A 14049-nucleotide genomic window follows, 5' to 3' on the forward strand; every position below is an offset into this window, starting at 1 on the left:
GTTTATTACGGGTTTTGTAGTGTATTTAATTCTCCTTTTGCTTTAATTAACTTGATTTCAGCCTGTTTGTAATCCAGCAAAGCATTGGCGTAATTCTGTTTTGCCTGCGTTAAAGCATTTTCAGCATCCAGAACTTCTGTAAGTGTTGCTAAACCGTATTGGTAGTTGGATTGTGTATTTTTCTGAACTCTTTCTGCCAATCCTACGTTGTCTTTCATACTTTCAATATTAATTAAAGCATTTTCTATGTTGGTAATGGCATTTTTATAATCTAAATTTAAGCTTAACTGTGTATTCTGAATGTTCAGATCCAGATCCTGAATATCAATTTCTGCCTGATTGATCTTTGCTTTTGTAGCTCCTCCGGTAAAAATCGGAATATTAACATTTAATCCGATTGCAGAATAATCGCTCCAGAGAACGCCGTTCTTAAGTCCGTTGGTTAAAGGAAATTTTGCTCCGTTTGCACCCCAACCGTAATTGGCAACCAGGTTTACCGTTGGATACAGATAGGCTTCCGTAGCTTTTTTATTGAATACCAAAAGTTCTCTGTTTTTGTTTAAAACTTTAATTTCGGTACGGTTATCAAGGTTTAAATTTCCTGCTACCAGTTCCGGTTTTGGTTCAATGGTTTTTTCTTCCAGCTCGATATCAGACTCAATCGGAATTCCCATGTAAAACTTCAGTGCGTTTTTAGCCAACTGAACAGAGTTGATTAATGTCTGTTTGTTTGATCCGATATTGGTAAGCTGAACATTGGTTCTGTCGAGATCAATAGATTTTGCCAGACCGTTATCTACCAAACTTTTAATAACGTTTCTTACTCTTTCCGTATTGGCGTAGCTTGCCTCTACGGTTTTAAGATTTTCTTCCTGAACAAAAACCTGATAGTAAGCGGATGCTACGTTTTCGATGATCTGTTCGTTGGTAAGTTGGGCATTAAGCACATAAAATTCTCTGGTAGATTTTGCCGCCTTCAGTCCGGTGAAAACTCTCTGATCGAAAATCGCCTGTTGAAGCTGTACAGAAGCGGTAGAGTTCCACGGCTGTCCAAACTGGGCTCTGATTTTTTCGCCTCCAAACTCAAGAAGAGATTCCTGAATGATCGGATTGTAGGTTAAACCTGCTGTTGCTGCAATCTGTGGTAAAGCTCCTGCTTTTGCCTCATCAATCTTATATTCGGCTTTTTTTATCTGTAAAGCTGCCCTTTTGGCTTCCGCTTTATTCTGAAGTGCCTGTTTAATTGCTTCCTGCAAGGAAACCTGCTGCTGTGCAGACACCGATGAAAAACCGAACATCATAAATGCAGCCGCTATTCCTACTTTTAGCTTGTTTGCAGTTACACGTTTTTTCATAATATTATACTTCGTTTATTTTTTTAATGTAATTATTCTGTTAAGTGATTTTACTTCAAATGACGAATCATTTCTTAAAATACTTTACCGTTTTAGTTTTTAAATAGCATATTTAAAATGATCTCTTTTCTTTCCGAAATAATCTTGTCGAATTCTTCCTCACTGATCATAAGATTTTCCATTAATAAAGGTCTTACCGCACTCGGGAAAACCAGCAGGGAAATCATATTCAGAAGAAACTGAATGGGTTTCATCCTTTCTATATTCCCCAATTCCATTTCTGTTTCAATATCCTTAAAAAGCCTTTTCAATTCATCTTCTTCAATATCTTTTTTGTGGCAGTTCCCTTTATTGATCTGTGAAACGATATACGTTTCGAGATAAGGATACTGAAGACTTGTGGATAAGCTTCCTTCGATAAACTGGCTGATCTTTTCTTTCAGAGGAAGATCGGAGGTCATAATAATCTCAGATTTTTCTTTTTCCACTTTCTGGGCTTCATCAAAAATGATCTGGATGAGGTTGTCCCGTGAGCGGAAATAATAATTGATAAGCGTTCTGTTGACACCGGCTTCATCTGCAATTTCCTGAGTAGTAGCGTCAAACTTACCTTTCACAAAGAATAAATTCTTTGCTGTTTCCTTAATTAATTCCTGTGTTTGGTCTTTTTTTGCTTGATTTGACATTTTTGTTAAACAAATTTGTGCAAATTTATATGAAAATTTATTTTTGACAAAATTGTTAAACAAATTTATTAAACAAATTTGTATGATTTGCATCATATTTTAAATCTTATTGTGAGATTGCGTTTTATTAATCTTTTTGAAATAGCGGATTTTAATATATTTGCCGAAAAATTAGTAACCAATGCGAAAAATATTGTTTCTATGCACAGTTTTCTGCTGTGGATTTTTGTTTTCTCAGAACTTTTCTTGGGTAAAACAATTCAGAAGCTATACAGACTATGCTGATCATATTTCAAAAGTCCAAAAAGATGATAATGGAAATATGTATCTTTTAGGTAAGACCCTTAGTTTCAGTGGAATTGATGTAGATCCGGGACCAGGTGTAAATCTTTTAATTCCAACAAATTATATAAGTTCAGGAGGATCAGGAACAACCTTTATCATCAAACTGGATAGTAATGGTAATTATCTGTGGAGTTACAAAATAAGTAATGTACATAATGATATTGAGTACGATTTGAAGGTTAAAAACGGAAAAGTGTATGCACTCACCAATAAATCTGTTTATCAAGGAAATTATATTAATGGCTATGCTACAATTACCACTTTAGACCTTAATGGAAACCTTATTAATGAAACGCAGGTAACAAACTCAAATCCAAATTCATTAGATGTTGATAACAACGGAAATGTATATCTAAGTACTTTTACTTTTTATGATCTTGTATTTCAACAAGCTGCAAATACAGCTTTTAATGATACAAACTCTACGGCGGCTTCGTATATTATTAAATTTAATTCTTCTTTACAGGTTCAATGGCTAAAAAAAGTTACCAATGGAATCGAAAATAAATTGGTTTTAAATTCTAATAATGATGTCTATTTTGCGATGAATAACATATATGGTCAGTCTCGGTATACATTGCAGCGATACAACACTAATGGGACTTTGCTTTGGTCTGGAATTCAAGAAGACCAAAGTTATTCTGATATTCTTGTTGATAAAAATGATAAACTTATTGTTTCAGGTCAATGGATGGCTCAGTTTTTACCTATTGACGTAGATCCTTCAAGTAATCAATATTTATTGCCTTCCAATACTTATATCAGCCTTTATTTATTGTGGTTCGATACTAACAATAATTTACTTGATGTAAAAAAATATTTAAATAACGGACAGCATTTTCCTTTATCTATAGAGGGTTTAAGTTGTGATGATTATAATAACCTGCATGTTAATGGATATTTTGATAAAACTTTCGATGCCAATCCTGACTTGGGAGTAAATAATATTGTATTCGGAAGCGGATATTCAGAAGGCTGTTCGATAACTTTTAACCCTAATAGAGAATATAAAACGTCTTTCAGAATAGGATCTACGAATGCCTATAAACCAAATGCGTATGCAAGAGTTTATCAAACAGTAAATCTTAATGACAGTTATTATTATGTCGGAACTTTTCACTGGAACTGTGATTTTGACCCTTCTGCCAATGAGTATTTTTTAAATACAATAAACACATCAACAACTAATGACGATGGTTACTTGTTAAAACTAGAAAGATGTAATAATTTACCTCAAAATTCAAGTATGAACATTTGTTTAGGTGCAAATATTCAGTTGAATGCAACTGGCGGAACAACCTATAACTGGACTGGGCCAAATGGATTTACTTCAAATCAGCAAAATCCTACAATTCTCAATTCAACAACAGCAAACTCTGGAATATATACTTGTCAGGTTACAGGATCTACTAATGGATGCGACGGAAGTTTTTCTGTGCATATAATTGTTGGTGATATTACTCCGCCAGTTCCTAATGTAACAAATCTTCCTAATATCATAGGAGACTGCCATACGATGATTTCCAATTTTCCAAAAGCAACAGATAATTGTGCCGGAATTATTACGGCAACCACTACCGATCCCCTTTCCTATTCTGTTCCGGGAACTTATGTGATTCACTGGACTTATAATGACGGAAATGGAAATATTTCGGCACAAAACCAAAATGTAACGGTGACAGCAACGGCATTACCAGTAACAACCAATCTTCAGCAAATCTTCTGTAAAAGCACCAATCCAACTGTTACCAATATTCAGATTACAGGACAGAATATCAAATGGTACGATGCAGCCGGAAATGTTTTACCTTCAACAACGGCGCTGGTAAACGGACAGACCTATTATGCTTCTCAAACGATTAACGGATGCGAAAGTGATAAAATCGCTGTTCAGGTTACCGTGAATGAAACTCCAAAACCTACAGGAAACGCTGTTCAGGATTTTTGTGCTTCGGCAAATCCTACTTTGGCAAGTTTAGTTGTAACCGGAACTTCCCTTAAGTTTTATGATGCCGCAGGAAATATCTTACCGCTTACAACTCCTCTGGTGAACGGAACAGTTTACTACATAACACAGACGCTGAACAACTGTGAATCTGAAAAACTGGCAATTACGGTAACACTTTCAACGAATAATGTTCCTGCCAATGATTATTCGGCGACGTTCTGTAACAGTACGACAGGAAACTCTATGATTGTGAATTTAACGTCGTATCAAAGTAATATTATTGCCAATCCTTCAGGATATACATTTACTTATACAGATGATTTTGGGAACGTAATTACCAATCCTTCTGCGTACTCTTTAAATTTAGGAGCGACCGTTATCCATGTAAAGGTTTCCACACCGGACGGATGTTTTAAAATTGTACGATTAAATTTAGCTCTGAACCCTAAACCTATATTCAATCTTCCTGAAAGAATTGATTTCTGTAAGGGAAAAACAGTTACTCTGGATGCAGGAAGCGGATTTTCATCTTATCTATGGAGCAACGGAGCAACAACTCACACAATTACCGTTTCAGCTCCCGGAAATTATTCTGTAACAGTAACCAATAGTTTTGGCTGTCAGAGTACAGATAACATTCAGGTAAGTTATACTGTTTTGCCGGAAATTGTTTCCGTAAATATCAGCAACAATTCCGCAACGGTAATCCTTTCTGCGACAGGCAGCTTTGAATATTCTTTAGATAACTTCACATGGCAGGATTCTAACGTTTTCACGAACTTAAATATTGGAGAATATATTGTTTATGTAAGAACAAAAGGCGGTTGCATCATTGGTCAGAAATCTTTTTCGATATTCAACATTCCAAATGCATTCACTCCCAATGCAGACGGATATAACGACCAATGGAAAATTGCAGGACTGGAAAATTATCCGGGAACTGAAGTGAACGTTTACGACAGAAGAGGTCTTCCTGTTTTCAAGGAGATTATTTCTAAAAAACCTCTGCATTGGGACGGTAAACTCAACGGAAGTCCTGTCCCTACAGGAAACTACTGGTATACGATAAAAGTTTCAGACGGCAGAGTATATACAGGCTGGCTTCTGATTAAAAACAGAGACTAAACAAAAACGAGCGGAAAATTTTCCGCTCGTTTTTTTATTTTTAAAGGTTTATTGATTGTCTTTTACCACTTTTTGATGAGTCAAAAACAATTACAATAATCGAATTTTATCGTCCAGAATATCGATAATTTTATCTTTATACAATCCTCCAATGGCTTTTTTAAAGTTTTTTTTACTCATCTGAACTTCGTCTTTAATTTCTTCGGGAGTTGATTTGTCTGAAAGATGAAGCAAACCGTAGTTTTCTTCTAGTCTGTCTAAAATTTTCTTTTTAAACTCATCAATATTTTCAAAACCTTGTGGCTGTAAGGAAACATCAATTTTTCCGTCTTCGCGGATCTCTTTGATATAACCGGATTCTTCAGACAACGGATACAGCTTTTTGAATACATCCGAATTGTAGATGAGTCCGATATATTTTTTGTTGATGACTACATTCCAGCCCAACTCACTTTCATTCATCATAATGAGATCCACTTTATCGCCTTTCTGGAAAGGAAGATTCTGATATTGAGGATTTCTTTTGAATTTTGTAGTTCCGGTAATCAGTTCCAGATCTTCATCCACATAAATATAAACAAGATATCTTTTGCCTTCAATGATCTTAGATTTTTGCTGCTTGTAAGGAATAAACAAATCTTTGATGATTCCCCAATCCATAAAAGCCCCGCTTGGAAGACTTTGTACACAGCTCATTACGGCAAACTCTCCTACTTCTGCCAAAGGAATTTCTGTGGTTGCCTTTAATTTTCCATCATCCTGAAATACAAAAACCTCAATTTCATCATCAATTTCCTTATCATCCTGAATGAAAATTTTAGGAAGAAAAGCCTTTTCTCCGGATTCGTCTGTTAAGATCCATCCCGAATTATTTTTATCTGAAATTTTTAAAGTCTGAGTTTTTCCGAATTGCATGTATGATAAAATTAGTCTGCAAAGGTAAGGAAAATCAAATCTTTAACCTATTTATATTCTTCCAAATCTCTTCTCAGGGTTTTGGACTCTTTCAAATAACTATTTTCTACATCGGGATTTTGAGCAATACCTGTTACTTTTACAAGTCTTTCATCAGTATAATAATATCTTGATTCTGAAAGTAATTTAGGATTTTTTATATATCCATTCTCATCAATGATCTGATATTTTTTTGCCAAAACAAAGATAAGTTTATCATTTTCTGAGAAAAAATATTGTGTACTGATATTCCATGCCGAAAGACCTACAAAATGTTCTATTTTTTTAAGTTTTCCATCTTTATAAAATCCTTTCAGTTCAATTCCGTTATCTGAAGTCTGATTTTTATCCAGAAAATAGGAATAAGGAACAGTTTTAATTTTGATGTTTTTAGTACTATTTATTTCCGAAACCTTTTTACTGATTGACTTGATATTCTGACTAAAAGTGTAACCTGAAATAAAAATAAAAAAAGTTAACAAAAATGCTCTCATATTTTTTAAATAAGGCTGTTTAAACCAATTTTAAATTTAACCACAAAAGAGACAAAAGACTTTATTGGATTTATTTAAAGTATTTCAAAAGTCTGCAAAGATAAAAAATCTTTGATTTCTTTAACTTATGTGCTCTTTTTTCCATTTAAGTATTCAACTTGAACAGCTAAAGTGTTACAATCTTTTGCATCTTTTGCGGTAAAAAAGTTTAGACAAGTTTAATATTAATTTCAAAATATTCTTTTATGAATTTTGTACAAATTCCATCAGTTCCCGTTTGCTGCTTTCAAAATCGAAGGCATCGTAAACCAGAAAATATTTATGCTTATCTACACATTTTGAAAACATAGACTTTGCAAGGGAAATTTTATTTTTGTCAAAACTTAAATCTTTTACCAAAATACGGATCTGGTTCGAGGTAAACAAGGCATGTTTTCCCTGTTGACTAATGAACATCATTTTTTTATCGTCAAACCAAGCTTTTTCCTTCATCATCGCCATAAATCCCTGAAATGTCTGATTATCCATCACATTAGGATAATTTACGTTATCATTCCATCCTTCCGAATTTCCGTAGGGATTGTTCCAGACATCATTCCAGTCATTAAATCCGTAAGACTGGTTCTGAACAGGATATGAATCTAATAAAAACAATCCTTCATTGGTAAAGAAATCAAGAACCAATCTGCTGTTGTTTCTTACATTCAAAGTGGTTCTGTATAATAAATAACCGTTTTCATAAATTGAAACAGGAATTCTTCCCGAAGGAAGATCAAAAAACCTGAATCTTCCGGAATTATTGGAAATAAACTGATCTCCCAGTTCCACACTGAACATTCCCTGTTCAGGAATTCTCAGGAAAACTTCTGAATATCCGTACTGCTGATTCCATTGGTAATTTGGATTTTTACCTCTGAATCCATTGTTATTTCTGTTCTGATTTCTGAAACCGGAATTATTGCTGTTTCTGCTCTCCGTTCTTTTTGCGTTCGGAGATTCTATTTCTGTTTTTGAAGCCTCGTTTTTTAAAAGCTCACCTGCTTTTCCTGCTTCCTGCGCGAAAGAAAAACTTCCTACAAGAAACAAAACACTCATAAATATATTTTTCATAACACTTTTTTTAATCTCTAGCTCCACTTTCATGCCAAAAAAAAGAGAAACCAGTATCTGATTTCTCTTTATTATTTATATAATTGTTTATCAATTACATATGAATTGGTCTTTTCGCGGTAGCATCCAAAGCCGCTTCTTTAATTGCTTCTGCATACGTAGGGTGCGCGTGAGAACTTCTTGCGATGTCTTCTGCACTTGCACGGAATTCCATAGCGATAACTCCTTCAGCAATTAAATCTGCTGCTCTTGCTCCCACAATGTGCATTCCAAGAACTTCGTCTGTTTTTTCGTCTGCAATAATTTTTACCAGACCATCTACATCACCACTTGCACGGCTTCTTCCCAAAGCTCTCATCGGGAAAGAACCTACTTTATAAGCTACTCCTTCCTGTTTCAACTGCTCTTCAGTTTTTCCAACTCCTGCAACTTCCGGCCAAGTGTAAACCACTCCCGGAATTAAATTATAGTTGATGTGAGGCTTCTGTCCTGCTAACGTTTCAGCAACAAAAACACCTTCCTCTTCTGCTTTGTGAGCCAGCATTGCTCCCTTCACCACGTCTCCGATTGCGTAAATGTTGGCAACATTAGTCTGTAAATGATCATTTACTTTCACTCTTCCTCTTTCATCAAGCTCAACACCTGCTTTTTCAAGTCCAAGACCGTCTGTGTAAGGCTTTCTTCCTACAGAAACCAGACAGTAATCTCCTTCTACTGTTACTTCTTCTCCTTTTTTGTCTTTCGCTGTAATTTTTACGGTATCTCCGTTTCTTTCCACTGCGGATACTGCTGTAGAAAGCATGAATTTCATTCCCTGCTTTTTAAGAACTTTCGTTAATTCTTTACTTAATGCTCCGTCCATTGTCGGGATAATTTTATCCATAAACTCAACCACAGTAACCTGAGCTCCTAATCTTAAATAAACAGAACCTAATTCAAGACCGATTACTCCACCTCCGATTACGACTAAATGTTTCGGAATTTCTTTAAGATTTAAAGCTTCCGTAGAAGTAATCACTCTTTCTTTATCTAACGTGATGAAAGGTAAAGAAGACGGTTTAGAACCTGTTGCAATGATGGTATATTTGGAATCGATGGTTTCTGTAGAACCGTCGTTTTTTGTTACTTTGATCTGAGTAGCGGATTCGAAGCTTCCCAATCCTTCAAAAACAGTGATTTTGTTTTTGTTCATCAGATAGCTGATTCCGTCTGTATTTTGTTTAATTACCTCATTTTTACGCTCGATCATTCTTGCAATGTCGGCTTGAGGCTCGTTGATAATGATTCCGTGACCTGCAAAATTGTGTTTTGCGTTCTCAAAATGCTCAGAGCTGTCTAAAAGCGCTTTTGACGGAATACATCCCACGTTAAGACAAGTTCCTCCCAAAGTTGGATATTTTTCAATAATTGCTGTTGTGAAACCTAATTGTGCAGCACGGATTGCAGCAACATAACCACCAGGACCGGAACCGATTACGGTAACATCGAATTGACTCATGTTATTTTATGAATTTGTTTATTATTAACTTTCTTATGCTTACAAATTTAACGATTTATTACCACGTGAGAAAGTGAGATTTGTCAAATTTTTGAGAGGGATGATTGAGGATGGAAGATGGAAGTTTAAAGAATTGCAAATATCTTTTAAATTTAATCTTTTTATTCACTAAACTAAACTTTTCCAGTAGTATGATCTTCCAGCTTCCGGCTTCATACTTCCAACCTGTTACAAATCCACTATCAATTTCCCCTGTCCGAATTCTCCTGTGCTTTCAAAATATGAGCCTCCGTAAACATACCAATCAAGGCTTTCGAGATATTCTACAGCATTTTCGGGGGTAATTTGAGGACGGTCTTTTTTAGAAACAATTCCTTTGTACCATCTTCCGGATTTGGAAAAACTTTCATATTCCACAAAATACCGAATCCAGATTCTCTGGCAAAGTTTACACTGCTGAATGCTTACTTCGGCAAATCTTCCATTCGTTTGATCAATTCCCAATTCTGACGTTCTGAATTCTGTGTAAGTGGAAGTCGGTTTTTCGCAGGCGCATCCCAGTTTCTGGATTTTAATCATTACTAATTGTTTTCTGAAATTAAAAGTCCAAAATTAAAAAATATTAGCTGAATACTCAAGACGGTTATTTCATCAGATCCAGCAACAACTTTTCGTACTGATTTAAAATAATATTCTTGGAAAATCTGGATTTTATAGAATTTTTAATGGCTTCATTTTCATGATTTTCATGAAGAATTTTCATAATTTTCTGTGAAAATTCTTCATAATTTTCAATATTCGCAATTTCACCATTGGTGTCGTCCTGAATGATTTCGGTAATTCCTCCGGGACAATTATTGGCTAAAGAATACGTTCCGCAAGCTCCGGCTTCAAGCAAAACATTCGGAAAACCTTCATATCTTGATGAAAGAATAAAAAGATCTGCATATTTTAAAAACTGATAAGGATTTTCCTGTCTTCCGTGAAAGATCACATTTTTTAAGCCTAAAAAATCTTTCATTTGATGCAAAATTTCACGATCCTGTCCGTCACCCAAAATATGAAGCAGGATATTTTCGTTTTTAAGCCTTGAGAAAACTTTCAGTAAGTTATCAAAACCTTTTCTCGCAGATAAATTTCCGATCGCGACAACATTTTTATAGCCGTATTTAAAACTTTCCGGTTTATGGGAAATTTTAATTTTTTCATCAATGAAATCAAAATCTACAGGATTGTTTATTTTAACGATTTTCGAAGGTTTAATCTTGAAATTAAGCATCAGATCATGCTTCATATCATCACTCTGCGCAATGATTGTATCGTAATTATTATAGAAATTGTAGAAAAATTTAATTTCCTTTCTTGTGACGTGCTGAGAAACAACATTGGTTTCTCTTGCAATAAATTTTGTCTTGGGAAAAACTTTGATGAATAAAGACAGATAAGCATTTACCTCTCCAAATCCGGAAAATACAATATCCGGCTTTCTGCGGTAAATTTCCCTGAGAATAGGCTTTAAGGAATGTCTGATTCTTTCCGTATTAACATCAATGATTTCAACGTCATCTTTCAAAATACTGAGATAACCTCCCTGTTTGCGCAGAAGCAATATATTGGGCTCAAAACGATCCCGTGAGAGATGATTTGCAATGGTGGTAACAATTCTTTCCGCGCCTCCGGTTTCCAGATCCGGCAGAATAAATATGACAGAAATCTTTTTCATCACTGTAAAATTAGTAAAAAGTTTTCTTAACCTTCAAACCAAGCTCTTCAAAAACAGGAATAACCTCGTTAATATTTTCAACACTTAGAAATACATATTTATCTTCTGTGAAATTCATTCCGCCTCTGTTGAAAAATGAAAATGGCTCGTCACTTTTTCCAAATATATTTTCAGGTTCTCCAAAAATGATATTACCAAAAAAACTGCCATTCATTTCTGCATTGATCTCATTTATTTCAAAAAAATTTCTCTCCTGTTCAATCTCACCAGTCGATTTTTCAACAATAATTATTCTCTGATTTGTAATAAGATAGTAATTATTTTTAATATCAAAATATCTTAAAACCCATCTGAAAAATGCGAGATAAAGACCTATAAAAAACATGACAATTCCAAAGATGAGAATCGGAGATTTGCTGAAAATAAAAAGTACTGAGACAGCCAAATAAAAAAATGAAAAAAGGATTCTGAGCTTTTCAGTTGTATTAAAAAAGAAACTCTTCCGTGGAAGAATTTCTTTCATTATAATTTCGTTATTGTTTAAAATAAATTTAGTTGGCAACATCGCTGATGAATTTTATTCTCAACATTCTCACCTCTTCATCCGAAAGTTCGTCTCCGAATTCATCTAAAAGAACTTTCATGCTGTCGCTTTCAGATTCATTCATAAATTCCATGAAACCGTCAACAATATCTTCATCAAAATTATCTTCAATATAATAATCGATATTCAGTTTGGTTCCCTGATAAACAATACGTTCCATTTCCTTCAGCAGTTCGTCCATCGAAAGATTTTTGGCTCTTGCAATGTCTTCAAGATCGATCTTTTTATCGGTACTCTGAATAATGAAAACTTTATGACTGGATTTGTTTGCCACCTGTTTCAGAACCATATCCTGAGTTCGCTCGATATTGTTGTCTTCTACATATTTACTGATGAAATCTGCGAATTCTTTACCGTATTTCCTGGCTTTTCCTTCTCCGACTCCATAGATTTTGGTGATTTCTTCCACCGTAATCGGATACTGAACCGTCATATCTTCCAAACTCGGGTCCATGAACACCGTGTAAGGCGGAATTCCATGTTTTTTGGCAACTTTTTTTCTTAACTCTTTAAGCTGGTTGAATAAATTCTGATCCAGACCGCCTCCGGACTGCATCTGAACCTGATCGCTTTCTGCTTTTGTCTGCGTTAAATCAAACTCACGGTCTTCTGCAATCATAAAAGAATGTTCCAGTTTGCCATCGAGAACCAGTCTTCCCTTTTCAGCAATTTTTAAAACGCCGTAAGTTTCAATATCTTTCTGTAAAAAATTCTGAACCGTTGCCTGTCTTAAAATTGTTTTCCAGTGGTTGTCTTTTTCTTCTTTTCCAAAACCGAAATAAGAAGTCTGCTCCAGTTTGTAAGACTTGGTAACTGCAGTTTCTTTTCCTGCGATGACCGAGATCAGATCCTTGGCTTTGAATTTTTCTCCGGTATCATTAATCAGCTCCAGAACTTTTCTCAGATCGTCTGTTGCATCTTTTAATTTGGGCGGATTCGATGAATTGTCGCACATTTTTGCTCCGTCACCATTGATTGGATCAAAATTTTCCCCAAAATAATACAGAATATACTGTCTTCTGCTCATCGAAGTCTCTGCGTATCCAACCACTTCATTGAGAAGCTGCAATCCGATTTCTCTTTCGGAAACAGGCTTCTGAGCAAGGAATTTCTCCAGTTTTTCAATATCTTTCGGATCGTAGAACGCGAGACAATGACCTTCTCCTCCGTCACGACCTGCACGACCGGTTTCCTGATAATAACTTTCCAGAGATTTTGGGAAATCGTAATGAATTACAAAACGTACATCCGGCTTATCGATTCCCATTCCGAAAGCAATGGTTGCCACAATCACATCCACTTCCTCCATCAGAAATTTATCCTGATTCGCCACCCTAATTTTCTGGTCGAGACCTGCATGATAAGGCAGCGCATTTACACCATTTACCTGCAGAAGCTGTGCAAATTCTTCAACTTTTCTTCGGCTCAGACAGTAAACAATTCCGGATTTCCCTTTATTCTGACTGATGAACTTTACGATTTCCTTGTCTACATTTACCTTAGGCTGTACTTCATAGTAGAGATTCGGTCTGTTGAAGCTTTCTTTAAAAACCAGAGCATTCGTCATTCCCAACGTTTTCTGGATATCATCCTGAACTTTTGGTGTAGCCGTTGCGGTAAGTGCAATTACCGGAACATCGGCAATTTTATCGATAATGGATTTCAGATTTCGGTATTCCGGTCTGAAATCGTGTCCCCACTCTGAAATACAGTGTGCTTCATCAATGGCAAAGAAGGAAATTTTCACATCTTTCAGAAAATCCAGATAGTCTTCCTTAATTAATGATTCCGGGGCAACATATAAAAGTTTGGTTTTACCACTTTTAATATCGTCGAAAACCTGTTTGGTCTGCGTTTTGTTTAATGATGAATTTAAAACGTGTGCTACTCCATCGTCAGATGAAAGCCCGTTCACGGCATCTACCTGGTTTTTCATCAACGCTATAAGCGGAGAAACCACAATTGCCGTACCTTCCGAAATAAGAGCCGGAAGCTGATAACATAAGGATTTTCCTCCTCCTGTAGGCATCAGAACAAATATATCCTTCCCGTTCAAAAGGTTTTCTATAATCTGCTCCTGCTGTCCCTTGAAAGTAGAAAACCCGAAATATTTTTTCAATTCGCCTGATAAATTGGCTTTTTTTGCGCTCATCTAATTTTCTATTGCTAAATTTGCATCTAACCCAAAGATATGAATTTTTCGCTTA

The 14049-nt window shown here is 35.4% G+C and carries 11 protein-coding genes; 1 reads left to right on the plus strand and 10 read right to left on the minus strand.

Going from position 1 to position 14049, the window contains the following annotated elements; all coding sequences use genetic code 11:
• Positions 1–5: 5 nt before the first annotated feature.
• Together PFY09_RS03585 and PFY09_RS03590 are read right to left on the minus strand one after the other, a co-directional pair.
• Positions 6–1358 (minus strand): TolC family protein, encoded by a 1353-nt coding sequence (locus PFY09_RS03585; protein ID WP_108409945.1) that lies wholly within the window; start codon positions 1356–1358, stop codon positions 6–8.
• Between the two features lie 89 nt (positions 1359–1447).
• On the minus strand, positions 1448–2041 hold the full coding sequence (locus tag PFY09_RS03590) for a TetR/AcrR family transcriptional regulator (RefSeq protein ID WP_116547732.1): 594 nt from the start codon (positions 2039–2041) through the stop codon (positions 1448–1450).
• Between the two features lie 181 nt (positions 2042–2222).
• On the opposite strand from PFY09_RS03590, the gene PFY09_RS03595 reads away from it, so the two are divergent.
• Complete coding sequence (locus PFY09_RS03595) at positions 2223–5459, plus strand: T9SS type B sorting domain-containing protein (RefSeq protein WP_271161427.1); 3237 nt, start codon at positions 2223–2225, stop codon at positions 5457–5459.
• 90 nt (positions 5460–5549) lie between these two features.
• On the opposite strand, the gene PFY09_RS03600 is transcribed toward PFY09_RS03595, so the two are convergent.
• From PFY09_RS03600 to recQ, 8 genes are all read right to left on the minus strand, one after another.
• The gene (locus tag PFY09_RS03600; RefSeq protein WP_271161428.1) at positions 5550–6374 is read right to left on the minus strand and encodes a CvfB family protein; all 825 of its coding nucleotides are present in this window, start codon (positions 6372–6374) and stop codon (positions 5550–5552) included.
• Between the two features lie 47 nt (positions 6375–6421).
• Positions 6422–6907: a hypothetical protein gene (locus tag PFY09_RS03605; RefSeq protein ID WP_271161429.1), complete on the minus strand. Its 486-nt coding sequence runs from the start codon at positions 6905–6907 to the stop codon at positions 6422–6424.
• Between the two features lie 243 nt (positions 6908–7150).
• Positions 7151–8017 carry a DUF4476 domain-containing protein gene (locus PFY09_RS03610; RefSeq protein WP_271161430.1) on the minus strand — a complete coding sequence of 289 codons (867 nt, stop codon included), beginning with the start codon at positions 8015–8017 and terminating at the stop codon, positions 7151–7153.
• A gap of 94 nt (positions 8018–8111) precedes the next feature.
• The gene (lpdA, locus tag PFY09_RS03615; protein WP_271161431.1) at positions 8112–9515 is read right to left on the minus strand and encodes a dihydrolipoyl dehydrogenase; all 1404 of its coding nucleotides are present in this window, start codon (positions 9513–9515) and stop codon (positions 8112–8114) included.
• 228 nt (positions 9516–9743) lie between these two features.
• The gene (locus PFY09_RS03620; protein WP_271161432.1) at positions 9744–10094 is read right to left on the minus strand and encodes a hypothetical protein; all 351 of its coding nucleotides are present in this window, start codon (positions 10092–10094) and stop codon (positions 9744–9746) included.
• 64 nt (positions 10095–10158) lie between these two features.
• Complete coding sequence (locus PFY09_RS03625) at positions 10159–11238, minus strand: glycosyltransferase (protein ID WP_271161433.1); 1080 nt, start codon at positions 11236–11238, stop codon at positions 10159–10161.
• Positions 11239–11248: 10 nt separating this feature from the next.
• Positions 11249–11683: a hypothetical protein gene (locus PFY09_RS03630; RefSeq protein WP_271161434.1), complete on the minus strand. Its 435-nt coding sequence runs from the start codon at positions 11681–11683 to the stop codon at positions 11249–11251.
• A 106-nt stretch (positions 11684–11789) separates the two neighbouring features.
• Positions 11790–13994, minus strand: a complete 2205-nt coding sequence (gene recQ, locus PFY09_RS03635) for a DNA helicase RecQ (RefSeq protein ID WP_271161435.1) — start codon at positions 13992–13994, stop codon at positions 11790–11792.
• Positions 13995–14049: the final 55 nt, after the last annotated feature.

The organism is Chryseobacterium gambrini (genome assembly GCF_027920505.1).
GTDB classification, from domain to species: Bacteria; Bacteroidota; Bacteroidia; order Flavobacteriales; family Weeksellaceae; genus Chryseobacterium; species Chryseobacterium gambrini.

What these genes read in the sequence shown, in the direction of transcription:
- lpdA (WP_271161431.1), bottom strand. Translation starts at nt 9,515, where the DNA reads ATGAGTCAATTCGATGTTACCGTAATCGGTTCCGGTCCTGGTGGTTAT.
- PFY09_RS03600 (WP_271161428.1), bottom strand. Translation starts at nt 6,374, where the DNA reads ATGCAATTCGGAAAAACTCAGACTTTAAAAATTTCAGATAAAAATAAT.
- PFY09_RS03595 (WP_271161427.1), top strand. Translation starts at nt 2,223, where the DNA reads ATGCGAAAAATATTGTTTCTATGCACAGTTTTCTGCTGTGGATTTTTG.
- PFY09_RS03605 (WP_271161429.1), bottom strand. Translation starts at nt 6,907, where the DNA reads ATGAGAGCATTTTTGTTAACTTTTTTTATTTTTATTTCAGGTTACACT.
- PFY09_RS03590 (WP_116547732.1), bottom strand. Translation starts at nt 2,041, where the DNA reads ATGTCAAATCAAGCAAAAAAAGACCAAACACAGGAATTAATTAAGGAA.
- recQ (WP_271161435.1), bottom strand. Translation starts at nt 13,994, where the DNA reads ATGAGCGCAAAAAAAGCCAATTTATCAGGCGAATTGAAAAAATATTTC.
- PFY09_RS03625 (WP_271161433.1), bottom strand. Translation starts at nt 11,238, where the DNA reads ATGAAAAAGATTTCTGTCATATTTATTCTGCCGGATCTGGAAACCGGA.
- PFY09_RS03610 (WP_271161430.1), bottom strand. Translation starts at nt 8,017, where the DNA reads ATGAAAAATATATTTATGAGTGTTTTGTTTCTTGTAGGAAGTTTTTCT.
- PFY09_RS03620 (WP_271161432.1), bottom strand. Translation starts at nt 10,094, where the DNA reads ATGATTAAAATCCAGAAACTGGGATGCGCCTGCGAAAAACCGACTTCC.